At 68.1% G+C, this 23,114-nt stretch carries 25 protein-coding genes; 24 read left to right on the top strand and 1 reads right to left on the bottom strand.

What is annotated here, in order from left to right:
* Positions 1-19: 19 nt before the first annotated feature.
* The 19 genes from WME82_RS07820 (at position 20) to WME82_RS07910 (ending at position 18,839) form a co-directional block, all read left to right on the top strand.
* Positions 20-2,245, top strand: coding sequence for a HAMP domain-containing protein (locus tag WME82_RS07820; protein ID WP_438042314.1), 2,226 nt, complete (start codon positions 20-22; stop codon positions 2,243-2,245).
* A 4-nt stretch (positions 2,246-2,249) separates the two neighbouring features.
* Positions 2,250-2,660 carry a response regulator gene (locus tag WME82_RS07825; RefSeq protein WP_438042315.1) on the top strand — a complete coding sequence of 137 codons (411 nt, stop codon included), beginning with the start codon at positions 2,250-2,252 and terminating at the stop codon, positions 2,658-2,660.
* Positions 2,657-3,232 (top strand): YfiR family protein, encoded by a 576-nt coding sequence (locus WME82_RS07830; protein WP_437869676.1) that lies wholly within the window; start codon positions 2,657-2,659, stop codon positions 3,230-3,232. The genes WME82_RS07825 and WME82_RS07830 overlap by 4 nt, the downstream gene beginning before the upstream one ends.
* Positions 3,233-5,659 carry a TonB-dependent receptor plug domain-containing protein gene (locus WME82_RS07835; protein ID WP_438042316.1) on the top strand — a complete coding sequence of 809 codons (2,427 nt, stop codon included), beginning with the start codon at positions 3,233-3,235 and terminating at the stop codon, positions 5,657-5,659. It abuts the gene before it with no gap.
* Positions 5,656-5,982 carry a hypothetical protein gene (locus WME82_RS07840; protein WP_438042317.1) on the top strand — a complete coding sequence of 109 codons (327 nt, stop codon included), beginning with the start codon at positions 5,656-5,658 and terminating at the stop codon, positions 5,980-5,982. The genes WME82_RS07835 and WME82_RS07840 overlap by 4 nt, the downstream gene beginning before the upstream one ends.
* A gap of 405 nt (positions 5,983-6,387) precedes the next feature.
* A complete protein-coding gene (locus tag WME82_RS07845) occupies positions 6,388-7,653 on the top strand; it encodes a PAS domain-containing protein (protein ID WP_438042318.1) in 1,266 nt (421 codons plus the stop codon).
* A gap of 125 nt (positions 7,654-7,778) precedes the next feature.
* Entirely contained in the window at positions 7,779-8,885 is a 1,107-nt protein-coding gene (locus WME82_RS07850) for a substrate-binding domain-containing protein (RefSeq protein WP_438042319.1), read from the top strand.
* A 238-nt stretch (positions 8,886-9,123) separates the two neighbouring features.
* Positions 9,124-10,332 (top strand): PAS domain-containing protein, encoded by a 1,209-nt coding sequence (locus WME82_RS07855; protein ID WP_438042320.1) that lies wholly within the window; start codon positions 9,124-9,126, stop codon positions 10,330-10,332.
* A 59-nt stretch (positions 10,333-10,391) separates the two neighbouring features.
* A complete protein-coding gene (locus tag WME82_RS07860; RefSeq protein ID WP_437744872.1) occupies positions 10,392-10,709 on the top strand; it encodes an ArsR/SmtB family transcription factor in 318 nt (105 codons plus the stop codon).
* A complete protein-coding gene (locus WME82_RS07865; protein ID WP_438042321.1) occupies positions 10,706-11,104 on the top strand; it encodes an SRPBCC family protein in 399 nt (132 codons plus the stop codon). The genes WME82_RS07860 and WME82_RS07865 overlap by 4 nt, the downstream gene beginning before the upstream one ends.
* An 828-nt stretch (positions 11,105-11,932) precedes the next feature.
* On the top strand, positions 11,933-12,394 hold the full coding sequence (locus tag WME82_RS07870) for a hypothetical protein (protein WP_438042322.1): 462 nt from the start codon (positions 11,933-11,935) through the stop codon (positions 12,392-12,394).
* A gap of 24 nt (positions 12,395-12,418) precedes the next feature.
* Positions 12,419-13,420, top strand: coding sequence for an aromatase/cyclase (locus WME82_RS07875; RefSeq protein ID WP_438042323.1), 1,002 nt, complete (start codon positions 12,419-12,421; stop codon positions 13,418-13,420).
* Complete coding sequence (locus tag WME82_RS07880; protein WP_438042324.1) at positions 13,417-14,196, top strand: SDR family NAD(P)-dependent oxidoreductase; 780 nt, start codon at positions 13,417-13,419, stop codon at positions 14,194-14,196. Before WME82_RS07875 ends, WME82_RS07880 begins: the two co-directional genes overlap by 4 nt.
* 49 nt (positions 14,197-14,245) lie before the next feature.
* Positions 14,246-15,526, top strand: coding sequence for a beta-ketoacyl-[acyl-carrier-protein] synthase family protein (locus tag WME82_RS07885; protein ID WP_437744877.1), 1,281 nt, complete (start codon positions 14,246-14,248; stop codon positions 15,524-15,526).
* A gap of 14 nt (positions 15,527-15,540) precedes the next feature.
* The gene (locus tag WME82_RS07890; protein ID WP_437744878.1) at positions 15,541-16,785 is read left to right on the top strand and encodes a beta-ketoacyl-[acyl-carrier-protein] synthase family protein; all 1,245 of its coding nucleotides are present in this window, start codon (positions 15,541-15,543) and stop codon (positions 16,783-16,785) included.
* 59 nt (positions 16,786-16,844) lie between these two features.
* Positions 16,845-17,093 carry a phosphopantetheine-binding protein gene (locus WME82_RS07895; RefSeq protein ID WP_437869688.1) on the top strand — a complete coding sequence of 83 codons (249 nt, stop codon included), beginning with the start codon at positions 16,845-16,847 and terminating at the stop codon, positions 17,091-17,093.
* A 26-nt stretch (positions 17,094-17,119) separates the two neighbouring features.
* A complete protein-coding gene (locus WME82_RS07900; protein WP_437744880.1) occupies positions 17,120-17,491 on the top strand; it encodes a holo-ACP synthase in 372 nt (123 codons plus the stop codon).
* 46 nt (positions 17,492-17,537) lie between these two features.
* Positions 17,538-18,008 (top strand): hypothetical protein, encoded by a 471-nt coding sequence (locus tag WME82_RS07905; protein ID WP_438042325.1) that lies wholly within the window; start codon positions 17,538-17,540, stop codon positions 18,006-18,008.
* Positions 18,009-18,098: 90 nt separating this feature from the next.
* Positions 18,099-18,839: a glucose 1-dehydrogenase gene (locus WME82_RS07910; RefSeq protein WP_438042326.1), complete on the top strand. Its 741-nt coding sequence runs from the start codon at positions 18,099-18,101 to the stop codon at positions 18,837-18,839.
* Between the two features lie 17 nt (positions 18,840-18,856).
* Here the strand turns inward: WME82_RS07910 and WME82_RS07915 are convergent, their stop codons facing one another.
* The gene (locus WME82_RS07915; RefSeq protein WP_438042327.1) at positions 18,857-19,315 is read right to left on the bottom strand and encodes a hypothetical protein; all 459 of its coding nucleotides are present in this window, start codon (positions 19,313-19,315) and stop codon (positions 18,857-18,859) included.
* Between the two features lie 353 nt (positions 19,316-19,668).
* On the opposite strand from WME82_RS07915, the gene WME82_RS07920 reads away from it, so the two are divergent.
* From WME82_RS07920 to WME82_RS07940, 5 genes are all read left to right on the top strand, one after another.
* The gene (locus WME82_RS07920; protein ID WP_438042328.1) at positions 19,669-20,295 is read left to right on the top strand and encodes an antibiotic biosynthesis monooxygenase family protein; all 627 of its coding nucleotides are present in this window, start codon (positions 19,669-19,671) and stop codon (positions 20,293-20,295) included.
* Positions 20,292-20,897 carry an antibiotic biosynthesis monooxygenase family protein gene (locus WME82_RS07925; RefSeq protein ID WP_438042329.1) on the top strand — a complete coding sequence of 202 codons (606 nt, stop codon included), beginning with the start codon at positions 20,292-20,294 and terminating at the stop codon, positions 20,895-20,897. The genes WME82_RS07920 and WME82_RS07925 overlap by 4 nt, the downstream gene beginning before the upstream one ends.
* A 44-nt stretch (positions 20,898-20,941) precedes the next feature.
* Entirely contained in the window at positions 20,942-21,568 is a 627-nt protein-coding gene (locus WME82_RS07930; RefSeq protein WP_438042330.1) for a hypothetical protein, read from the top strand.
* 9 nt (positions 21,569-21,577) lie between these two features.
* The gene (locus WME82_RS07935) at positions 21,578-22,183 is read left to right on the top strand and encodes an antibiotic biosynthesis monooxygenase family protein (RefSeq protein WP_438042331.1); all 606 of its coding nucleotides are present in this window, start codon (positions 21,578-21,580) and stop codon (positions 22,181-22,183) included.
* A gap of 124 nt (positions 22,184-22,307) precedes the next feature.
* On the top strand, positions 22,308-23,027 hold the full coding sequence (locus tag WME82_RS07940) for an SDR family NAD(P)-dependent oxidoreductase (protein WP_437744888.1): 720 nt from the start codon (positions 22,308-22,310) through the stop codon (positions 23,025-23,027).
* The last annotated feature ends 87 nt before the right edge of the window (positions 23,028-23,114 follow it).

The following is a 23,114-nucleotide window of genomic DNA, read 5'->3' on the forward strand; positions in this document are numbered from 1 at the left end:
CTGCCGCGCCGAACGCGTGATGTTGGTCTCTGCCCCTGTCTCCCGGCCCCCAGCGGCTCACCGGCGGCGCACCGGCGTTCAGCTCGGCATCGGCGTCAAGCTCGCCGCAGCGACCGTGGTGGTCCTCACCAGCGTCACCGTGCTCGTCGCCAATCAGGTGATCCAGAAGACACGAGATGACCTCGTGTCGGCGAAGGCGAACGCCGCGTCGATGATGGCGGATCTGCTCTCGGGCTCCCTGACCGCGCCGCTCGATTTCGGCGATCGGGACACGGCGCAGGGCGACCTCGACCAGCTCCGGTCGAACCGCGCGCTCATCGCCGCGGTCGCGTGGGGCAGCGACGCCGAGCCCGTCGCCAAGGTCGGTCAGCCGGAAGGCGGCCTGTCGGCGTTCACCGCGCGTGGCGCCGAGAACCAGGTCCTGGAGCGCGAGATACGCGTCACCCGCCCGATCGTGCGCGACGACGGGCGGCGCCTCGGGACGCTCGTCCTCGTCTTCTCCCTCGAGCCCGAGAACGCCGCGTTCGCCGCGGCCCGCCGCAACATCCTCGAGTTCGCGGGCATCGTCGGCGCGATGACGGCCTTCCTGCTCCTCGCGTTCGCAAGGTGGCAGATCGTGCGTCCGCTCTCGAGGCTCGTCGACGCCGCTCGGCGCGTCGGGGAAGGGGACCGCGCCGTCCGCGTGAACGTCCGCACGAACGACGAGCTCGGCCGGCTCGCCGACGTCTTCAATGCGATGAGCTCTGCCATCCTCGAGCGCGAGGGCAGGCTCGAGATGGCCACGGAGAGCCTCCGCGAGCTCTTCGACAACATGCGTGAGGCCATCGTCGCCTTCGGCCCCGACGGCCGGCTGGGCAGCGAGGCCTCGAGAGAAGCCAGGCAGATCTTCGGCGACCGCGCCGCGGAGGGCAACCACGTCGCGGAGCTCCTCTACCGCGGCGGGCCGCTCTGCGTCGAGAGCCAGGCGCTCCGGCAGTGGGTCGACGCGGCGTTCGACGCCGAGGTCGACGCGTTTCCGGAGATCGCCGAGCTCGCCCCGCGCGAGGTGTGGTTCGAGCGCGCGCCGGGCGACCGGAGGTTTTTGCGGATCGAGTTCTGCCCCATCGTCTCCGGCCAGAAGATCGCGCGCATCATGCTGCTCGCGACCGACCAGACCGAGCTCAGGCGCCTCACGGAGAGCGTCAAGACGAAGGACGAGGAGCACGCGCGCCAGATCGCCGCCATGCGCCGCCTCATCGCCGGCGGCGGCCAGGTCTTCGTCCGCTTCATCGAGATCTCGCGCGAGCGAGTTGCCCGGTGCAGCGAGATCCTTGGGCCCGGCGGGGAGCTCGGCCCCGCGGACATCGACGAGCTCTTGCAGCAGCTGCACACCATGAAGGGCGAGGCCCGGTCGTTCGACCTGGAGCGCCTCGCGGACGAGATCATGACGCTCGAGGACGAGCTCTCCAGGGTCCAGGCGCGCGCGCGCTCGGAGGACAGGCCCTCGGTCGAGGGGCACTCGGCGTCGTGGCGCTCGCGGCTCACCCGCGTCGCGGACGAGCTCACGCGCGCGCAGGAGACGTTCGTCGACGCCTCGCCCGTGGGCAGCGCGATCCTCGACCAGATCACGGTCCGCCGCACGGACGTCACCCGGCTCGGCGAGCTCGTCGGCCCGCAGGGCGGCGAGGCCGCCGAGATCGTCCGCCGCCTCGCGGCCCGGCCGTTCGGCGAGGTGCTCGCGCCGCTCCTCGAGCGCGTCCCCCGCTGGGCCGAGCGGGAGGGCAAGCGCGCCCGCCTCGAGATCGACGGCCGCGAGGCCTCCATTCCTTCGGATCTCGCCCGCTTGCTGCCGGGCGTGTTCCTCCACCTCGTGCGGAACGCGATCGCCCATGGAATCGAGCCCCCCGACGCGCGCACCCGGATGGGCAAGCCCGAGGTCGGCGTGATCCGCGCCAGCTGCATCGAGGACCGGTCGCGGCCCACCCTCCTCGTCGAGGACGACGGTCAGGGCATCGACTTCGACGCCCTCGCGACGAGCGCCGGCGTCGATCCGAAGGATCTACGCCGGACGCGCGAGCTCCTGTTCACCCCCGGCGTGAGCACGAAGGGCGACGTGAGCGACCTCGCGGGCCGCGGCATCGGCCTCTCCGCGGTCCGCGCCGATCTCCTCTCGGTCGGCTGGCTCATCGAGGTGGACGCGTCGCGCCAGACCGGCACGGCGTTCGTGATCCGCCCCCAGGCTGTCCCTCTCAGCAACGGAGAATGACTCGATGTCACACGGCGGACGCATCCTGGTGATCGATGACAGCGAGATCGTGCTGATGCGGATCCGCGTCGAGCTGTCGAGCGCGGGCTACGAGGTGGTCACGACGACGCAGCTCGTGGGCACGGCCCGTCACCTGCGCGGCTGCGATCTCGTCATCGTCGACTTCTTCATGCCGGGCCTCGACGGCGCCGCCGTCCTCCGGTCGCTCAAGGCCGCGGTGCCCGAGGGCGAGAAGCCGCCGCTCTTCTACCTCTACACCACGGACGCCGAGGCCGGATCGCGGTACGCGGAGCTCGGCTTCGACGGCGTCTTCAGCAGGAAAGGCGATCTCCTCGCCCTCACCCCGCAGGTGCAAGCGGCGCTCCGCATCCGCAAGCTCGCCGGCCTGTCGCGCGGCAAGGAACGCAAGACATGACGCCTCGCCGGCGCGCCCTCGTGCTCGGCCTCTTCGTCGCGGCCGCCCTCGTCCCGTTCCATGTCATGGCGGAGCCGGCGACGGCGCCCTTCGCCGTGCAAGCGGAGATCGTCACGCGCATCCTGCCGTACGACAGGGGCTTTCCAGAGCGGGTGAAGGGACAGGTCTCTTTCCTTTTGCTCTCTCGGGCGGGCGACGCGGACTCGCTGAGCGCCGCGCTCCAGATGAGGAGGGCGCTGAACGACATCGGCAAGGTGCGTGACAAGCCGATCCGCGTGGAGAGCGCCGAGTACTCGAGCGCGTCCGAGCTCGCCGCGACGTGCCGCGCGCGCGACATCAACGTCGTGTACATCTCCTCGGGGCTCGGCAGGGAGGTCGCCTCGATACGCGGCGCGCTCACGGACACGGGCATCCTGAGCTTCGCGGCCGTGGAGCCCTATGTCTCGCAGGGGGCCGTGCTCGGCGTCGACGTCGCGGACGGCAAGCCGCGCATGAGCATCAACCTCGCGCAGGCCCGGGCCCAGCACATCGACTTCCCTGCTCCCATCCTCAAACTGGCAAGGATTTACTGAGTGAGCTCGACCCGTCTCGCACTGCTCTGCGCCGCGTCGCTCGCGTGGTCGACCGCTGCCCCGCGCGAGGCGCGGGCCGAGGACGTCAGCTCGCTCCTCGAGATCCTCGAAGAGAACGTCGTGTCCGGCGCCTCGCGCTCCGCGGAGCGCGAGAGCGACGCGCCCGCCATGTCGTCGGTGATCACGGGCGCGCAGCTCAAGCTCTTCGGCATACGGCGCCTCGCCGACGCGCTCACCTTCCTCGCGAGCGGCGTCTTCGCGCACGACCGCATGTCGGTCCCGGAGGTCGGCGCGCGCGGGGTCGCCCTGACCCGGGACTCGAACAGCCACGTGCTGATCGTGCTCGACGGCATGGTCGTGAACGAGCAGGGCGGCGGCGCCGTCTTCCTGCACGATATCCCGATCGAGATCGTCGACCACATCGAGGTGGTCCTGGGCCCTGGCTCCGTGCTCTACGGCGCGCAGGCCATGCTGGGGGTCATCAACGTCGTCACGAAGAAGGCCGCCGATCACCAGGGCATCCGCGCCTCCCTGACGCTCGGGGCGTCGCCGCCGCTCGACGAATCGGGCGACATCAGGGCGCCGGACCTCGAGGGCGTCGGGGGCGAGGGCACGGCGGCGCTCGCCTTCGGGCGCCGCCTTACGCTGCTCGGGCAGCCCGCGGGCGTGGTGGCGGCGGTCGACATGCACCGCTTCGAGGGGCCCGAGGTGAGCTTCCCGAAGCAGCGGCTCCCGGTCCTGGCGGACGGCGTGTCCGTCATGGATCTCGGCTCGCACGCCGAGCCCGGCTTCTGGGGCGGCACGGTGGAAGAGCAGTGGTTTCGCCGCAAGGCAGGCGCCTTCGTGCGCCTCGACGTCGGCGACCTGAGCGCCGTCGCGCAGGCGACGCGCTCGTCGTGGGCCGCGCCCTTCATGGATCTCCACGAGAACCGCGTCGGGGCCTATGACGACGCGCGCAACGACAACACGCAGACGCTCGTCCTGACCAGCGTGCGTTATCGCGCCCGCCTGAGCGAGCGGCTCGAGGGCGTGGCGCGCGGCTACTTCGGGTTCAGCCGGATCGAGCGCTCGCGCTACGTGGTGGGCCACGACCCGCTGGTGCCGCACGTCCCGATCGACGTGCTCGATCCGGAGCAGTGCCCGCGCGGCCCGTCCGGTCCCTGCCGGAAGGACGCGCTGTTCCTCTCCCGCTGGGTCGGGCTGGAGCTCCAGGCGCGGTACGACTGGGCAGGCGACGGCGCCTTCACGACCATGGCGGGCCTCGATGGGCGCCTCCGCACGTCGGCCTACGAGTTCGTCGCGTTCGACGAGCTCACGGGGAAGAGTTATGGCTCCGACCCGGCGCGCACGCGCTGGCACGGCGGCGGACACCGTCTCGAGGACGAGGCCGCGCTCGGGGCCTATGTGCAGCAGACGCTCCGCCTGTTCCGGCCCCTCTCGCTCAACGCCGGGATCCGGGTCGACCTCGACTCGCGTATCCCGCTCGAGTACGTGGCGAACGCGATCTCGCCGCGCGCCGCGCTGATCCTCACGCCGGACGAGCGCGTGTCGCTCAAGCTCATCTATTCGAGCGCGTTCCGCGCCCCCAGCTTCGTCGAGCTCTACACCGTGAGCGGCAGGCTCCTGCCGAACCCGGACGGCCTCAAGCCGGAGAAGGTCTCCTCCCTGGAGGCGGTCTCGTCGTTCCGGAGCGGCGCGTACTCCTTCACGGCCGGCGGCTTCTACTCGGACTGGCGGGACGTCATCGAGCTCCAGCTCCTGAGGGCGAAGGCGCCCAGCGTCTCGAGGTACAACAACGTGCCAGGCATCGAGAACTACGGCGCGAACCTCGGCTTCGAGACGAGCTTCCTCGAGCGGAAGCTGCGCGTCGGCGTGAACTCCACGTTCGCCGCGACGCGACGCCGCATGTCCGCCGAGCAGATCACCCGGAACGCGCGGTTCGGCACCGGCGACGACGTCCCCATCACGGTCGCGCCGCAGGTGTACGGCAACGCCCGCGTATCGTACGAGGTCGGCTCTGGCGCCGTGTCCCTGGCGGCCGCCTACATGGGCCGGCGGATCGCCGACCAGGCGTACTATGGCGGCGATCCGTCGAACATCGCCCCTCGCCCCGAGGTGCCGCCGCAGCTCGAGCTCCGCGCGGCGGTGACGGGCGCGATACCCGGGGTGAAGGGCGCCGGGTACACGCTCGGCGGGCAGTACGCGTTCTCCGCCCATGAGCCCTACGTCGTCGGGCCCAACCAGGGGCAGCCGCGCTACCTCGTCGAGAGCGGCCCCACCGCGGATTTCGCGTTGAGGAACCGCCTCACGCTCTTCGCCGGGATCGAGCTTCACCTCGACGACGACGCCGCAGGCAGCCCGGCCGCGGCGGCCAGGCCCTCCTCCATCGCGACCGTCGGGCGCGCGAGCCACGGAGCTTCACCGTGAAGAGCACACGTTTTCCCGCGCTCCTCATCCGCCTGTCGGCCACGACAGGCCTCCTGGCGGGGGGCTGCGTCGAGGTCGGCCACCCCATCGAGGTGGGCTGCTTCGTCGAGGACGACAACCCGAACTGCTTCGACACGGGCGTCTCCGCGAGCTCTTCTCAGGCGAGCGGGACCACCGGGGCCGGCGGGGCTGGCGGAGGCGGCGCGAGCGCCGATGGCGGAGGCGGCGCAGGCGGGAGCGCCGATGGCGGGGGCGGCGCAGGCGGTGACGGCGGCTCTGCGGGCTCAGGCGGCTCGGGCGGCTCAGGCGGAGCCGGGCTGTGAGCGCGCCGGCTATCGCCTCATCACGGTGGATTGCGTCAACCTATCGCCCCATGAGGGGCCGAATCGTCCACCGTGGAGTCATCTCCGACGGTACCCTACTGTCGATTGGCATGCTCTCCGGCTGGAACTCGCATGGTCGGCATCGTTGGAACGAGGACGTAAAAGGCGTTGACAGTCGATCCTGTTTGCCATAGTCGTAATGATGCAACTCGGCTGGACCGCCGTGTCCCTGTCGTGAAGGGGGAGCGTGCACGACCGAAATTTCTCTGGCGGTCTTCTCCTGCCGACGCGCATCAGGGAGCCATCGACATGAAGGCGAGCGCCGTCCTCATCGATGTACCACGAGAAACGAAGTGTGATCTCCTGCCCTGACCGGGCAGGGAGCTCTCGAGAGAAGTCCCCCCGATGCCCGCGATGAACGAGACCGAGGCCAGCCGGATGCAGGGCGCGACGATCTCGCGAGCCCAGCGGATACTCGACGCCTTGCCGGTGATCGTGTGTGTTCTGGACCTCGCGGGACCGCGGCTCACGGGGCATAACGCCGCGCTCGTCCGGGCGCTCGGCTGCACGGAAGAAGAGCTCCTTTCGCGGGGCGTCGAGGCGCTCTCGGCGCGAATTCACCCCGACGATCTCGCCGGCCTCGCCGCGCGCGCGGCCGAGCTCGCCGCGGCGCGCGACGGCGGGGTCGTCGAAGGCGAGCTGCGGGCGCGCAGCATCGAGGGAGGGCAGCGCGAGCGCGTCTTCGCCGTGCGCGCGGAGGTCTTCACGCGAGGGGACGACGGCGCCGTGCGCGAGGTCGTCCTCTTCGCAGAGGACGTGACTGCGCGAAAGCGCCGCGAGCAGGGCGGCCGAAGGAGGGACGCGGTGTTCGCGGCGCTCTGCGACCGCGCCCCTGTCTTCATGTACGCGAAAGACCGTGACGGCGCCTTCCTCCTGGCGAGCCGCTCGACCGAGGAGCTCGTCGGGGCGACCCCGGGCAACATGCTCGGAAAGACCGATAGGGACTTCTGTCCGGCGGAAGTTGCGTCTATTTACAAGGACGTCGATGACCTGGTGCGGAGGACCGGCGCCCCGTTCGAGGCCGAGGAGATCGTCCCGCAGGCCGAGGGCGATCGGACCCTGTACACGATCAAGTTCCCCCTCCGCGGCGAGGGCGTCCCGGAGGGCGCGGTCGCCGGGATCTCCGTCGACATCACGCGGGTCAAGGCCGCGGAGCGCGAGCGAGAGGTGGCGCGGGACGAGCTGATCGCGGCGCAGCAGGACACGATACGGGAGCTGGTGACGCCGCTCTTGCCGATCGCCGAGGGGGTGCTCGTGATGCCGCTCATCGGCTTCTTCGACAGCGCGCGGGCGAGCCGGATCATCGAGACGCTGCTCGAGGGCGTGGAGAGGCACTCGGCTCGCATCGCGATCATCGATATCACCGGGGTCAAGGCGGTGGACGTCCAGGTCGCCGAGATGCTCGTGCAGTCCGCGCGCGCCGCCGGGCTGCTCGGGGCCCAGGTGGTGCTCACGGGCATCCAACCGGCGATCGCGCAGACGCTCATCGCGCTCGACGTCGATCTGCGGGGCCTGGTCACGGCGGGGACGCTGCGGAGCGGCATCGCGTATGCGGTTCCGGTCGGGCAAGCTCGCGGTGGACAGGAGCCGCGCCACTTGCGCCGCGAATGAGCGCGAGGCGCGCGTAGCCCGCGCCATCGCAGGGGGGGTCCCGGATGTCGGCGCGCGCACAGCCGCGCTGAACCGTCAGGGGACGGTGAAACGGGTCGAACGATATCGAGAAAAGGAGGGGATTCATGGTTCATCGCGCCATCTCTGGGGGCATCTTTCTGGCGACCAGCGCGCTTGCCTGCAGCTCGGGCGAAAGCACGGCGGAAGCGCCGCTGACCATCGCTTACATCACCCACAACAAGTGCAATCGGTTCCACGATCTGGGTCGCGCGGGCGCCGCGCAGGCGCAGCGCGAGCTGTCGACGACGAGCACGCGGCCGGTCAACGTGATGATCCTGGACCCTGAATGTCCGGAGCTCACGGAAGACGGCAAGCCGCTGGACCCCGACGACGCCTGCTACCTTTCCCGGCCGCAGATGAAGGTGCTGCAAGAGGTCATCGACCTGAAGGTGGATGCGATATCCGTCGATGTCTTCGACGGTGTCTGCGAGAACGATCTCGTCAACCAGGCGGTGGACGCCGGCATCAAGGTCGTCACGTACGGCGGCGACGCTCCGGCCAGCAAGCGCCACACCTACTACGGCATGGACAACAAGGCCGCTGCTGCCTTCCTCATGGATGCGCTCGCGACCATCAACGGGAAGACCGGCAAGGTCGCCTTGCAGACGATGATGGATGACGACGGTAACGGAGTCTACACCCCCACCCCCGCGGGGACGTTCATCGACCGGCTCGCCGGCTTCTCCGAGACGCTGAAGAAGTACCCGGACATGACGAACGCCGTGAGCCTCCCTTGCGTGTGCTGCGACTACGCGATCCCTTTCTGCGCGCAGACCGCGGAGGAGGCCCTGGAGATGGACCCGGAGATCACGGGCTTCTTCTTCTCCTACAGCAAGCTCCTCGGCGAGCCCGACCTCGCGAAGAACGCGCCGCTCCTCACCGCGAGAGCGAAGGAGAAGACCATTCACTCGGTGGCCTTCGACACGCTGCCGGAGTACATGGATCGCATGCGCGCGGGGTACGTGGATGTGCTCCTCGGTCAGAAGCTGTTCGGCTGGGGCTACGATACCGTCATGCTCGCGTACGATCTGGCCACCACCGATCGTCAAGTGAGCGCCTTCACCGACGCTGGCTGGTACGTCGTCTGTCCGAACAACCTGGAGGAGTTCGAGCGCAACACCCAGGCGATGGACTACCGGACGCCCCTCTCGAAGTGCAGCTTGCTCCCCTGAGCCTCGCGTTGCTCAGCGCGGCAGGCCGCATTGCGTGACGCGCGCCGCGATCGTCGCTTGCGCGGGTGGGCCAGGCTACGGCGCCGCGCCGGCCTGCCGGCCGGCTGGCCGCGACAGCGAGGCGGCGCCGCGTCTTCGGTTTCGCCGCGCGCGCGCCGTGGCTATCATGGGTCGAGCTCTGGTCCGCGCGTCCGCCGCCGGGCCTGGAAGGAGCCGCCATGAGGAGAGGCCTGCCGCGATGAACGAGACCAGGGCCAAGGAGCAGCAGGACGCGCTCAGCGCGCGAACCCAGAGGATGCTCGACGCGGCGCCGACGATCCTGTGTGTCGTGGGCCTCGACGAGCGGCGGCTCATCGCACATAACGCCGCCCTCGCCCGCTCGCTCGGCTGTACGGGCGAAGAGCTCTCGACACGCGGCGTCGAGGCGCTCTCGGAGAGGATACACCCGGGCGACATGGCCGGCCTCGCCGCGAGCGCGGAGCGGCTGAAGCGGGCGCGGGACGGCGAGGTGATCGAGGGCGAGCTCCGGGCGCGAGGCGGCGAGGGAGACGAGCGCATCTTCGCCGTGCGCGCGGAGGTCTTCGCGCGAAGCGAGGATGGATCCGCGCGCGAGATCTTCCTGTCGGCAGAGGACGTGACAGAGCGAAAGCGCCGCGAGCAGCATCTCCACAGGAGCGAGGCGCTGCTGGCGACGTTCTGTGATCACGCGCCGGTCCTCATGTATGCAAAGGACGGGGAAGGAGCCTTTCTCCTGGTGAGCCGCTCGGTGGAAGAGCTCGTCGGGGCGACCCCGGGCAGCATGCTTGGAAAGGCCGATAGCGACTTCTTTCCATCGGAAGTTGCGTCTATTTACAATGACGTCGATGACCTGGTGCGCAGGAACGGCGCCCCGTTCGAGGCCGAGGATCCCGTCCCTCACGCCCGAGGCGAGAAGACGTTCTACTCGATCAAGTTCCCCTTCCGCGGCGAGGGCATCCCGGAGGGCGCGATCGCCGGGATCTCCGTCGACATCACGCGGGTCAAGGCGGCGGAGCGCGAGCGGGAGGCGGCCCGGGACGAGCTGATCGCGGCGCAGCAGGACACGATACGTGAGCTCGTGACGCCGCTCTTGCCGATCGCCGAGGGGGTGCTGGTGATGCCGCTCATCGGCTTCTTCGACGGCGCGCGGGCGAGCCGGATCATCGAGACGCTGCTCCAGGGGGTGGAGAGGCACGCGGCCCGCATCGCGATCATCGATATCACCGGGGTCAAGGCGGTGGACGTCCAGGTCGCCGAGATGCTCGTGCACGCCGCGCGCGCCGTCGGGCTGCTCGGCGCCCAGGTGGTGCTCACCGGCATCCAGCCGGCGATCGCGCGGACGCTCATCGAGCTCGACGTCGACCTGCGGGGCCTGGTCACGGCGGGGACGCTGCGGAGCGGCATCGCGTACGCGCTGAAGCGAACGTGAAAGCCGGCCGACGCGTCGGATTTTGTTGACGCGTCGGAGATTTCCGACATATTGAGGACATGGCTGAAGTCGACGTGTTCTCGGCGCTCGCCAACCCGGTGCGGCGCGAGATCCTGATGCAGCTCCGCATGGGACCTCGCGCCGTGAACGACCTCGCGCGTAGCTTCGACCTGGGCCGCCCCGCGGTGTCCGAGCACCTCCAGGTGCTCCGCAAAGCGCGCCTCGTGCGCGAGGAGCCGCGCGGACGCGAGCGCTACTACCACCTCGATCCGCGCCCGCTGAGCGAGGTCGACGAGTGGCTCGACACGTTCACTCAGTACTGGAAGACGCGCCTCGCCGCCCTCGAAGAGCTCCTCAACGAAGAAGGAAAAAAATGAACGCCCCCGCAGTCATCCACCTCGAACATCGTTACTCAGCACCTCCGTCCGCCGTCTGGCGGGCGCTCACGGATCCGGAGCTGCACGCGCGCTGGTGGGCTCCGGGCGACGTCAGAGCCGTCGTTGGACACCGCTTCGAGCTCGACATGGGACCCTGGGGCAAGCAGGCCTGCGAGGTGCTCGCCGTCGAAGCGGAGCGGCTGTTCTCGTACCGGTTCGCCATCGGCAAGCTCGACACCCTCATCACGTGGCGCCTCACGCCGGAAGGGACGGGCACGCTCCTCACGCTCACGCACGAGGGCTTCAACCTCGACTCGGCGAGCGGCAGGAGCGCGTTCGAAGGCATGAAGCCTGGGTGGCCCAAGGTGCTGGAGAGGCTCGGAGCGACGCTCTGAGCGACCGCCGAGCGAAGCCGGACACCGGACCCTCGACGATGGTGTACCCGTCCAGCGTCTCGAAGCTCGCAAAGTGCTGATCGCCGAAGCTGCGGACCCGCAACGAGGCCCCGTCGGGTTGGTTGAACGGGAACTCCTTGCCGTGGAACGGAGTGCTCATCGTCTGTCTTCTCGCTGGCCGGTCAGGCCGGGGGAGACACTCGGTGTCGTCGTGCCTATCACGGCGCCTAACCCGCTTGTGGGCGCCCAGTCCGGCAGGCTCCGCTGGAGCCGCAGGCGCTCGGTCTCGGACAGCGCCTCCGCGATCACCTGACACACGGTTCGGCTCGCGCGATTGGTGCAGCTCACGCTCAAGGACACGCGCGGGAAGCTCCGAGCCGCTATTTGCTTTCTTTCTCTCTTTCTGCCCATGCGCTGACGCTCGAACGGATGCCCAGCCGGACCGGCGAGCTGCGCGGCGCTGATCCTCAAGCACCCTTCCCGGCCTGCGGACATGAAGCGCGCCGCATCCAGCGCGGCTGCCAGCGAACCCCGGTAGTCGCCGTGCGCCGGCCGTAGAGCGTGTCTGCTGCGGACCGAAGCCGCCGAGCGCAGACAGGGCAAGCCGTCGCTCCCGGGAAGCATCCTGTTGCGCGATCGCGCAACGGAGATGACCGGCCGGCCCGGCGGAGCCTGGCACAACGGGCCTCGCAGAACGCTCCGCGCCGGGCATCGCGGAGCGCGCGTTCGGGTGAGGACGGAGTGGCATGGGATGTGATTGGGCTTCCACCCGGTCGCCCGCGCCGCGAGCACACCTCCCGGCGAGCGGGCGATCCACCGGAGAGCGATATGAAAAGAACTGTGCACGGCGTCGCTGGGACACTCGCGCTCTGCCTCGTCTCGACCTTCTTCCTGTCCACGATGCTCGCGGAGCTCTCGGGGAACGTCGAGACCATCGTCACGGTCAAGCGCGGCATCCTCTACGGGCTCGCGCTGCTGATCCCGAGCATCGCGGCGGCGGGGGGCAGCGGCAACTTCCTGGCCCGCTCTCGCAGGGGCAGGATCGTGGACGGCAAGCAGAGGCGCATGAAGTTCATCGCCATGAACGGCCTCCTCGTCCTGGTGCCGTGCGCCTTCGTCCTCTACCGGCTCGCGAGCCGGGGGAATTTCGGGCCGCTGTTCGTGGGACTCCAGGCCGCCGAGCTGATGGCTGGGGCGACGAACATCTACTTGCTCAGCAAGATGATGCGCGACGGCTTCAGGCTGAGCGGCCGCCTGGCCCCTGCAAGGGCGAGCAGCAGAGAGAGCTGAGTCGCGACACGAGGATTGATGGCAATGAACACAAGGGACAGGAACCTGCAGATGAACTTCTACCAGCACACGATCGAGGTCGCCGCTGATGTCAACGACGCCTACGCGCTGTCGGCCGAGGTGGAGGCGTGGCCTCAGATCTTCCCGCCCTGCAAGGGGGTGAGGGTCATCGAGCGGACCGATAGCTCGCAGCTCGTCGAGATCACGGCGCTCGCAAATGGCAAGCTCATGACCTGGCGCTCGACCAGGGAGCTCTTCCCCGAGCAGCGCGCGATCTCGTTCCGCCAGGTGCAGCCGTCGCCGCTCCTCAGGTCCATGGAAGGGTCCTGGCGATTCTTCCCGGTGCAGACCGGGACGCTCATCGTCCTGGAGCACCGGTTCGAGATCAAACCGGACGTTCGTGGGCTCGTCGACGGCGTGTCGACGCCCGAGGAGGCGCTGCGCTTCATGTCGAAATCGACGGACACGAACAGCAAGCGCGAGCTTCAGGCGATCAAGCAAGCGCTCGAGTCGAGGACGTTCCATGGCCTGCAGAGCGAGCTCTACGGCGAGTTCCAGGAAGAGATGGTGATCGCGGCTTCGCCCGAGGCTGTGTACTCGCTCCTTGCGCGCGCACAGGACTGGCCGCAGGTGCTCTCGCACTGCCACCGCGTCGAGATGCGATACGACGACGGTCAGCACCAGGAGTTCATCATGACCGTGGACGTGAAGGGGCAGATGGAGCAAATCCGGTCGATCCGACGCTGCACGCCGCACGCGAGCATCAGTTACTTCCAGCCGGAGCCGCCGCCGGCGCTGCGCCGACACAGCGGGAAATGGCTCATCGAGCGCGTGCCAGGCGGGGTCCGCGTCGTGTCATGGCACGCCGTCGAGCTGAGGCCGGACGGGATGAAGCAGGTCTGGGGCGATATCAGCCCCGGCGACGCCTTGGCGCGAGTGACCAAGGCGATCAACGACAACAGCCGCGGTACGATGCTCGCGATCAAGGGACGCACCGCGGAGCAAGCACAGGGGAGATCGTCGTGACGAATCAGGGTCGGAAGGTCGCTCTCATCACGGGTGCGAGCCGCGGGATCGGCAAGGCGGCGGCCGTGAGGCTCGCGAGGGACGGATTCAGCGTCGCTCTCCTCGCGCGTTCGAGGCAGCAGCTGGAGGCGACCAGCGCCGAGGTCCGCGCCGCGGGGAGCGTCGCGACGATCGGGATCTGCGACGTCACCTCGCCGCAGGAGGTCGATGCGGCCGTCCAGGCTGCCGTCCGGGAGCTCGGGCACATCAGCGTCCTGCTCAACAACGCGGGACGGGGCGGCGGAGGGATCACTGCCGACATGAACGTCGAGCTGTGGCGGGAGATCATCGACACGAACCTGAACAGCGTATTCTACGTCACCAGGTCGGTCCTCAACCACACCCCCGAGGGCACGTTGAAGACGATCCTCAGCGTCGCGTCGACCGGCGGTAAGCAGGGCGTGATCCACGCCGCGGCGTACAGCGCGTCGAAGCACGGGATCATCGGCTTCACCAAGTCGCTCGCCCTCGAGCTCGCGCCTAAAGGCATCACGGTGAACGCCGTTTGCCCGGGGTTCGTGGAGACCGAGCTCGCGGAGAAGGCGCGCGGGAATTACGCAAAGATCTGGGGCGTGAGCGTCGACGACGCGAAGAGGCGCATCGAGCAGCGCGTCCCGATCGGTCGCTACATCGACCCCGACGAGGTCGCGGAGATGGTGGCTTACCTGGCGTCGGACAGCGCCCGCGGGATCACCGGACAGGCGATGAATATCTGCGGTGGGCTTGGAAATTATTGATGATGACCGGTGTCGGGCAGACACATGGCTGGCGAGAGGTTTAGATATCGTGAAGTTCGTTCAGAAGGGTAATCGTCGTAGGGCAGTCATCACCGGACTCGGGATCATCGCTCCCAACGGCATTGGCGTCGAGCAGTTCTGGGCTGGCGCGATGGCCGGCCGGTCCGGGGTCCGCGCGATCGAGAGCTACCCGGTGGACGGGTTCAAATCGAAGATCGCCGGTCAGGTCCAGGGATTCGACCCGAGGGCGCACGGCCTCAGGGAAGATCAGCTTCGGCGGCTGGACCGATATGCGCAGTTTGCCGTCGCGGCGAGCAAGATGGCGATGGATGACGCGGCCTTCGCCGGCGGCGTCCCTGACCCCGACCGGTTCGGTGTCTGCATCGGCAACGCGATCGCCGGTACGAGGTTCATGGAAGAGGAGTTCCTGGCCCTGACGGAGCGCGGCACCGCGCCGTACGATCCGACGTGGGTACAGCGCTCGCTCTATCAGGCGTCCACGTTCAACGTGGCCTCGGCGGAGGTCGCCGGCCTCTATGGAGCCCGCGGGCCCTGCTGCACGCTCAGCACCGGTTGCACGGGCGGCCTGGACGCCATCGGGCTGGCGCTCGACACCATCCGCACGGGCGATGCAGACGTGATGATCTGCGGCGCGTCGGAGGCGCCCATCACGCCGATCGCGCTGGCCGCGTTCGACATCCTGGGTGCCCTCTCGAGCAGGCGCAACGACTCCCCGCAGCGCGCCTCGCGGCCGTTCGACGATCAGCGCGACGGCTTCGTGCTGGGCGAGGGCGCCGGGGTCCTGATCCTCGAGGAGCGGGAGCACGCACTGCGGCGCGGGGCCACGATCTACGCCGAGCTGGGCGGCTTCGCTTCGTGCAACAACGCGTACCACATGACCGACCTGTCCTCGGACGGGATCGATCTGTCCCGCGCGATGAGGCTTGCGCTCCTCGACGCGGACATCGCGCCGAACAAGGTCGATTATGCGTGCGCGCACGGCAGCTCGACGAAGCAGAACGACACGAACGAGACGGCGGCGCTCAAGCTGACGCTCGGAGATCACGCCTACAAGGTGCCGGTGAGCTCGCTGAAGTCGATGGTGGGGCACCCCCTGGCCGCGGCCAACGCGCTCGAGAGCGTCGCCTCGGTCCTCTCCATCCTCAAATCCGAGATCTTCCCCACCATCAACTACGAGAACAAGGACATGTCCTGTGATCTGAACTACGTCCCCAACGAAGGTATCCAGCGGAGAGTGGACGTCGTCCTGAAGGCGGCGAGCGGCTTCTCAGGAATCCACAGCGCGCTGGTGTTTCGCGCCCCGAGCTGAGCAGGAGCACGACAGTGAATCGTCAGGTAGTAATCACCGGAATTGGGCTCCTCGCCCCGAACGGAGTCGGTAGTCGAACGGTCTGGTCCAACACGCTGAACCGGAACGGCGCCGTGCGCAGGGTGACGAAGTTCGACACCAGCCGCTTCCCGGCCGTCTTCGGCGGCGAGGTGACCGGCTTCGAACCCATCGATTTCATGCCGTCCCGCCTGGCCCGCAAGCTGGACCCGTACACGCAGTACGCGATCGCCGCCTGCGCGATGGCGCTCAAGGACGCCGAGGTGGACCTCGAGAAGGTCGATAGGCAGCAGTTCGGCGTTTACGTGGGCAACTGCTTCGGCGGCTGGACGGTGACCGATCGCGAGCTGCGGCACCTGTACACAAAAGGGGTGCGGGACGTGAGCCCCCACCAGGCCACCGCCTGGTTCCCTGCCGCGCCGCAGGGGCAGGTCTCGATCCTGTTCGGGCTCCGCGGGCACAGCAAGACCATCGTGTGCGATCGCGCCAGCGGCCTGGCCAGCGTCGGATACGCTGCGCGGAGCATCGCGCAGGGCCACTGCGACATCATCCTCGCCGGCGGTACGGAGGCGGTCATGTCGCCGCTTCCCTACTCTGCGTGCCTCACGGAAGGCATCCTGAACCAGGACCGGGACACGCCACCCGAGGCGGCGTATCGCCCGTTCGACGCCGGTCGCCACGGGCTCGTCCCGGGCGAGGGGGCGGCGTTCCTCGTGCTGGAGGACCGGGCTCACGCCATCCGTCGGCGCGCCAGGATCTACGGTGAAATCAGGGGCTTCGGCCTGTCCAGCGACGCATGCCACCCCGCGCCGCTGCCGAGGGAGGAGCGCGGCCTGAGCATCGCGATGCGCAAGGCGATCGACGAAGCCGGGATCGAGCCGAGCGACGTCTCCTTCATCATGGCGGACGGCATGGCCACGATCGACGGAGATGCGCAGGAGGCCGCCGCCATCCACAAGGTGTTCGGCGCGCTCGGCAGCAAGGTCAAGGTGACGGCGCCTAAATCGATGTTTGGACACCTGTACGGCGCCGGCGGCGCGATGGACGCCGCCCTCGCGGCCATGGGTCTCTTCTCTCAAACCGTCCCGCCGACGACCAACGTCGACGCGCTCGACGCGAGCTGCGACCTCGCGGTGACCACGGACGCGATCAAGGACGGCGAGCTTCGCTTCGCCCAGATCAACAGCCGCGGCTCCGGCGGCATGAACGCGTCGATGATCATCGGCCAGGACCGGAGATAACGAAACTCGAACCGCACAAGAACGTCAGACAACGTGATTTAACAATGCAGAGGCAAGCGATGCAGAGTGCTCAGACCGTCGATATGCAGGTGAAGAAGATCCTCGCCGAGTTCCTCGGGAGACCCATGAAGGACCTCTCGGACGACGCCTTGCTCCAGGACGACCTGGACGTGGACTCGACAGAGATGATCGAGATCGTGTGCGCGGTGGAGCGGGCCTTCCAGGTCAGGCTCGGGGACGGCGCGGAGAAGGCGCTCAAGACGGTGGCGGACATCCACAGCGCCGTCGACCGCGCGAAGCGTTCGTGAACCCAGCGGGGGAGAGGGCTCACGGGATGATCATCGGTGTCGGCGTTGATTTTTGCGTGATCGATCGCATCGCGGCGGCGATCGAGAGGCACGAGGGCCGCTTCGAGGAGCGGCTGTTCACCGCGACGGAGCGCGCCTATTGTCGCATGCGGGGCTCCCCTGCTCAGCATTTCGCTGGCCGGTTCGCCGCCAAGGAAGCCTGCGTCAAGGCCCTCGGCGCGCCGGCGGGGCTGGCATGGCACGAGCTCGAGGTCATCCGCGCCGAGGGCGGACGGCCGACGCTCGAGCTCTCCGGCGCGTCGCTGAAGATCGCGAGGGAGCTCGGCGTCGAGAAGATACATCTGACCATTTCCCATCAGGCGAACTTCGCGGTCGCCACTGTCGTGGCAGAACGGTGACGGTGAGGGCGAGCACGCCTGGGATGCCCGGCGAGAGGAGACGTTGATGCCAGCGTTTTTTGTACCGCAGATCGGCGGTGACAGGATCAGCACGGACCGGGGCGAGGTCCGGCTGGAGCACCCTGCTCCAGGCGTGCTCGTGGTGCGCTGCAGCGGCCACGGGGAGGCCGCCTTCGTCCCCCCGCTGGTCAGCCTGTTCGAGGCGCTCGCCGCGTCCGGCCACCCGGCGGACCTCTTCGTGGACGCCGAGCGCCTCACGGACTTCGACCGCGAGTACCGCACCGGGATGGTGATGTGGATCAAGCGGAACAGGCCACGCGTCCATTGCATCAATGTCCTCGTCCGGTCCAAGTTCGCGGCGATGGGCGTCTCGCTCGCGAGCCTCAGGGAGCGGGGCCTCCTGGTCCCGTTCGTCCGTCGCGAGGATTTCGAGGACACGCTCCGAGCGGTCGTCGAGCAGAGGACTCAGGACGCGGGTCACGCGCAGGGCGTCGGCTTCGTGGAGCCGATCGCGTAGCGCCGGTCGGAGCGGAACCATGGCCGACCAGCCAACAGGGCGAATCATGTAACGCGCCCGCGAGGGCGTGAAGAGAACGGGTGTAGAGCGATGAGACAGAGCAAGGTTGCGGTGGTGACGGGGGCGTCACGCGGGATCGGGGCTGCCGTTGCGAGACGGCTCGCGCGCGACGGCGCGGACGTGATTGTCAATTACACATCGAACGAGGTGGCTGCAGCGCGCGTGGTCGAGGACATCAGGGGCATGGGACGGCGCGCGACCGCGGTGCGCGCCGACGTCTCCAGCGTCGAGGAGATCAAGGTGCTCTTCGAGCGCGCCGCCGCGGCGTTCGAGCGGGTGGACGTCCTCGTGAACAACGCCGCCGTGTTCGAGGCGTGCGCCCTGCGGGACGTGAGCCGGGCTGCGTTCAGCAACATCTTCGATCTGAACGCGCGCTCGGTGCTCTTCGCCTCCGAGGAGGCAGCGCGCCTCATGGGCAACTCCGGGAGGATCATCAACATCTCCTCGGATCTCTCGTGCATGGCCATGCCGGGGACGTCGCTGTACGCCGGCGCCAAGGCGGCGATCGAGGCGTTCACGCGCGTCCACGCCGCGGAGCTCGGGCCGCGTGGGATCACGGTGAACGCGATCGCGCCGGGTATCATCGACACCGACGCGCTGCGCACGCAGATGACCGACGAGAGGATCCAGGGGGTTGCCTCGATGACGCCGCTCGGCAGGGTCGGGACGCCCGAGGACGTGGCCGACGTCGTGGCCTTCATCGCGTCCGACGACAGCCGATGGATCACGGGCCAGGTCCTCCACGTGAACGGCGGCGTGTTGATGAGGTGAGCGCACCTGGCGGGGAGTCACCCGGAGGTCGCCCTGCGCGCTCCAACTCCAGCGAAGAGCGCTGCCATGATGCTGAGGCCCGTTCGTCCCCACTGCCACTTGGACCACGACGTGATGACCTCGGGCACCTCCCGGACGTCGATCGTCTTCCCGATCAGAGCCTCGTTCGCGCGTGCGAAGTAGAGAGGCAACAAGATGAGCGTGCCGGCCATGCACGCGGTGGCCAGCCCCCACGGCAACGGGTGCTGCTTCCGCTTGATGGCGCTGAACAGATTGTATCCACACGCCACCGTTCCCCCGACGTTCAAGGGGAAGAGCGTCATGCCCATGCGCGGTCCATGGACCGCGAACCAGTCCAGGAACTCGCTCGGACGCATGGATGAAAAACTGGAAGCCACGGCGGTCGACACCAGCAGGCTGCCGCCGGCGAACGCGCTGGTGAACACAACGGAAGCGACCTCGAGTGCTCGTGCCATCCTATGACCCTCCCCGCGCCCATCGCACATGCTTCCGTGCTCGTGGCGCATGCCTGGGACCGGCACGCCGGCGTGGGAGCTCCGCGGCCGGCTCTGCCACGCGTCGTCATTGTAGCAGCGGTGCGCCCGGGCGGCATCGAGCGATGCCTGGCTTTGCGCACCGGGACGAACGAGAAGCGGTGGGCAGGATGATCCCCCGATTCCGCGGGCAACCCGAGGGGGCGGGAAGGCAGGGATGGCATGGATAAAGAGGAGGGCGACCACGCCCGGCTTCCTGGGGGCGTCGAGGTTCCATCCTGAAACGAGTTTGCGCTGAGGCCGCCGTCGGCCGGCCAGTGCTGGGAGTGAGGATCATGGTCACCCGTTTCGATTTTTTTACCCTGTCCTCGGCGAGCGCTCACCCCGCGAGGGCAGGCGAGCAGCTCCTGCGCCGGGGGTGTGGACGCGCCGGCTTCTCCGTTGCCATCGAGCAAGATGACCTGGATCGCGATGGCTATGGCACGGCACCGTACGTTCTCATGACGGTCTCGACGACGCCGGATCGACTCTCTCGAGATGACCCCATGGACGCCTCGTCGCCGCAGCCGTCGCTCAGGCTCGACGCTCGCACGGTTGTCCGCGCTCGCGGTCGTCGTGACGGGATCGCGATCACCCGAGCGAGCTCCTCGGCTGGCGTCCTGCTGATCACGCTGTGCGCGCTGACGCCGCAGGATCGCGCGCGCTTCCTGCGGCAGTTCGACCGCGCGACTGCCTATATGGTAACCCAGGCAGGGTTTGTCATGAGCCGCCTGTTCGAGGCTGTGCCCGGCGAGCGCGCGGGCTGCTTCGTGAACGTCGCGCGCTGGACCAGCGTCTCCGCGTTCCAGGCTGCGTTCGCGAGCCCCGCGTTCAAGGCGATCGTCAGCGGCGGCTTCCAGCCGAAGAGCCAGATCATGCTAGCCCACCTGCCCGCATCATTGACCAGATTGGCATTCACATGATCGCACAAATAGACATCGTAGAGACCGACAGAGCCGACGCGCTTCGGCGGTCGTGGGTTGGAGCAGCCCGTGAGCTGGCCGCGTGCCCCGGGTTCCTCAATGCCCGGCTTCACGTCGTCTTCAAGCGCTTCAACGCGCGCGGATACGACCTGATCAGCGTTGTTCGATGGACCGACATCAACGCTCACTACGCTGCCCGGGCGGCCGGCCTGGAGCGGCCGCTGGAGGCCGATCGCGGCATCAACCTCTACGGGCTCGTCGATCGGAGCGAATTCGTGGAGCAGCCGGCGCGAGGATCGCGCCTCGTCATCACCAATCCTTACCGCATCCGGCAGCCACAGGCGGCGGAGAACGCGATGATGTGGGGCGCGACGAAGGCCCTCATGGCCGGACGGGATGGGCTCATCTCCGCAGAGCTCTTTCAGACCTACCACCCGGAGCACGACGCCTACTACTTCATCAGTCGCGCCGAGTGGGAGAGCGAAGACGCGTTCATGAAGCAGCTCGCCGGCAAGGACTACAAGAATCTCGTTGCCCCGTTCGAAGGTACATTTCAGATATGCCTGTCACACGTCGTCGATGAAATCGCGAAGGGCGGATGAAGCCCTCGCCGCTGACACCCATCCACAGTGAAAGAATTTGATCCATGGTTATGGTCATCGATCTTCTTGAGACAAGAAACCGCCCCGTCGCGGCGGATGCGTGGCGCGCCGTGTGCTCCTTCCTCTCCGAGCAACCAGGCTTTGAGGGGGGGCAGCTGCTCGAGATCTTCCAGACGCTCAGGCCACGCACCGGCTGGGAGATGGTGAGCGTCTGCCGGTGGAGCTCGGCGGAGGACTGGGAGCGGGCCCGCGCCGCGGTGAGACAGAGCGCAGAGCTTGTCTCGGTGCTGGGCGCGGCCGGCACCAAATTCACCGGTTTCAAGATGGATCTCGTCGACGGCTCCGAATACCGCTTCCGCCCGCCTTCCGGCAAGTTGGTGCTGGTCGACCTCATGTTCCTGCCCGAGGAGCGCATGGCAGCTTATGCCGCCATGTGGGCCGAGGCGGCGCAGACGATGAGCCAGCTCGCCGGGTACGTCAACTCCAGCCTGTACCGGACCAAGAACCTGGCTGACGAGGTCAAGTTCATCAACGTGGCGGAATGGGACAGCGCCGAGCGCTTCTTCGCTGGGATCCACGGCGACCGCTTCGTGTCGATCGTCGAGCCATTCAAGAGCGATTTTGCTCTCCATCTGAGCCGCCGCGTCGCGCTCTACACGGCGCCGCGCTGAGGTCTGGACATGATCTACTGGATAGACGTCGTCGACGCCGTGGCCGCGCCGAGCTATGCCGAGCGCTGGCAGGACCACGCGCTGGCCCTGCGGAAGCGGTGCGGCCTGCGAACTGCAGAGTTGTTCCATGTGTTCGAGCCGATCCGCGACGTGAATTACACGCTGCTCTCCGTCTACGCGTTCGATGACACCGATGTCGGCGAGGCAGCGCTGGGTGGTGTGTCGCCCCGCGGTGCATCGGCTGGCCTCGTCCAAGGCACGAGGTGCCGACTGGGTGTCATGTTGTCGGAGCTGTCCCGGGGGCTCCCTGGCCACGCGTGGCTGATCAATCCTTTTGAGATCAGCGAGGCCGACATCCCGGACGTCCTCGCGATGTGGGACAGGGCCAAGGACCACATGGCAGCGCACCCGGGCTTCCTGAACGCCCGGCTGTTCCGCTCCGCCGCCCCGTCGGCCAGGTACCGCCTGTTCAACGTCTCGCAATGGCGTAGCGCCGAGGACTTCAAGGAGTCTCTGCGTGATAGAGCGTATGACCGCCATCGAGAGAGGTCGATGACATATCGGCTCCATCCCTCGTTGTGCGCGCAGGTCCAAAGTATCGGCTTCGATGGGTGATCCGCGTGGCTATTGGTGTGTTGGCTGGCGGCTCGTCAGGCTCGATGCGACCAGCCGCCCCCATCTGTGTGGCAGAGACCGCAGCGCGGCGGCTGCGTTGCTCGTGATCGACAAGGAGAGGACCATGTCTCAAGTGGCGCTCGTGACGGGCGCGAGCCGCGGGATCGGACGAGAGATCGGGCGCTGGTTCGCCAGCCGTGGCTTCGATCTCATCCTCGTGGCCCGTGGACGTGCATCGCTGGCAGAACGCGCGGAGGCTCTGCGCCGGGAATATGGAAGGACGGTGAGCGCCGTCGCGGTGGACCTGTGCGATTTCGACGCCGCGCGCGGCGCCGTTCAGGCGGAGCTCAGCCGCTGGGGGCGCCTCGACGTCCTCGTGAACTCGGCCGGCATATTCCGCTTCGGTACCAGCAGCATGGCGATGGAAGATCTCGACGCGATGCTGACGACCAACGTGAAGGCGGTACACAACCTGTGCGTCGCCTGCCTGGGCTCGCTGGCCGAGGCTGGGTCGGCCCACATCTTCAACATCGCGTCCGTCACGGGCGTCGAGCCGTTCGCTGTCGTCGGCGGTTATGCGGCCAGCAAACACGCGCTGGTCGGCTACGGCCGGTCTCTGGCACGGGAGCTGTTGCCCAAGGGGATCAAGGTGACGACGTTGTGCCCGGATGTGGTCGACACCGACATGGCGGCCGGGTCGGGCCTCCTGGCGGAGCAGATGCTCGCCACGACGGACATCAGCCGGGCGATCGAGTTCGTTCTGTCGCTATCCAATGCGGCGCTCGTCGATGTCCTGGTGATCGGAAGCAAGCCTGTCGCGGGCAGCGCGCGCACGGAGGCGTGACTCGTGGAGCGCTTCAGGGCGTTCGCTTTCGTGACGCTGGAGGTCGGTCGTGGCTCGACCGGGGGCGCGTGGGGAGGGAGGTCGCGC

The sequence above is a fragment of the Sorangium sp. So ce128 genome (assembly GCF_051525245.1).
Taxonomy (GTDB): Bacteria; Myxococcota_A; Polyangia; order Polyangiales; family Polyangiaceae; genus Sorangium; species Sorangium cellulosum_B.

Excerpts from the sequence above, each read along its gene's own strand:
- WME82_RS07820 (WP_438042314.1), top strand. The coding sequence starts at position 20 with ATGTTGGTCTCTGCCCCTGTCTCCCGGCCCCCAGCGGCTCACCGGCGG.
- WME82_RS07825 (WP_438042315.1), top strand. The coding sequence starts at position 2,250 with ATGTCACACGGCGGACGCATCCTGGTGATCGATGACAGCGAGATCGTG.
- WME82_RS07830 (WP_437869676.1), top strand. The coding sequence starts at position 2,657 with ATGACGCCTCGCCGGCGCGCCCTCGTGCTCGGCCTCTTCGTCGCGGCC.
- WME82_RS07845 (WP_438042318.1), top strand. The coding sequence starts at position 6,388 with ATGCCCGCGATGAACGAGACCGAGGCCAGCCGGATGCAGGGCGCGACG.
- WME82_RS07850 (WP_438042319.1), top strand. The coding sequence starts at position 7,779 with ATGGTTCATCGCGCCATCTCTGGGGGCATCTTTCTGGCGACCAGCGCG.
- WME82_RS07855 (WP_438042320.1), top strand. The coding sequence starts at position 9,124 with ATGAACGAGACCAGGGCCAAGGAGCAGCAGGACGCGCTCAGCGCGCGA.
- WME82_RS07860 (WP_437744872.1), top strand. The coding sequence starts at position 10,392 with ATGGCTGAAGTCGACGTGTTCTCGGCGCTCGCCAACCCGGTGCGGCGC.
- WME82_RS07865 (WP_438042321.1), top strand. The coding sequence starts at position 10,706 with ATGAACGCCCCCGCAGTCATCCACCTCGAACATCGTTACTCAGCACCT.
- WME82_RS07870 (WP_438042322.1), top strand. The coding sequence starts at position 11,933 with ATGAAAAGAACTGTGCACGGCGTCGCTGGGACACTCGCGCTCTGCCTC.
- WME82_RS07875 (WP_438042323.1), top strand. The coding sequence starts at position 12,419 with ATGAACACAAGGGACAGGAACCTGCAGATGAACTTCTACCAGCACACG.
- WME82_RS07895 (WP_437869688.1), top strand. The coding sequence starts at position 16,845 with ATGCAGAGTGCTCAGACCGTCGATATGCAGGTGAAGAAGATCCTCGCC.
- WME82_RS07900 (WP_437744880.1), top strand. The coding sequence starts at position 17,120 with ATGATCATCGGTGTCGGCGTTGATTTTTGCGTGATCGATCGCATCGCG.
- WME82_RS07905 (WP_438042325.1), top strand. The coding sequence starts at position 17,538 with ATGCCAGCGTTTTTTGTACCGCAGATCGGCGGTGACAGGATCAGCACG.
- WME82_RS07910 (WP_438042326.1), top strand. The coding sequence starts at position 18,099 with ATGAGACAGAGCAAGGTTGCGGTGGTGACGGGGGCGTCACGCGGGATC.
- WME82_RS07915 (WP_438042327.1), bottom strand. The coding sequence starts at position 19,315 with ATGGCACGAGCACTCGAGGTCGCTTCCGTTGTGTTCACCAGCGCGTTC.
- WME82_RS07920 (WP_438042328.1), top strand. The coding sequence starts at position 19,669 with ATGGTCACCCGTTTCGATTTTTTTACCCTGTCCTCGGCGAGCGCTCAC.
- WME82_RS07925 (WP_438042329.1), top strand. The coding sequence starts at position 20,292 with ATGATCGCACAAATAGACATCGTAGAGACCGACAGAGCCGACGCGCTT.
- WME82_RS07930 (WP_438042330.1), top strand. The coding sequence starts at position 20,942 with ATGGTTATGGTCATCGATCTTCTTGAGACAAGAAACCGCCCCGTCGCG.
- WME82_RS07935 (WP_438042331.1), top strand. The coding sequence starts at position 21,578 with ATGATCTACTGGATAGACGTCGTCGACGCCGTGGCCGCGCCGAGCTAT.
- WME82_RS07940 (WP_437744888.1), top strand. The coding sequence starts at position 22,308 with ATGTCTCAAGTGGCGCTCGTGACGGGCGCGAGCCGCGGGATCGGACGA.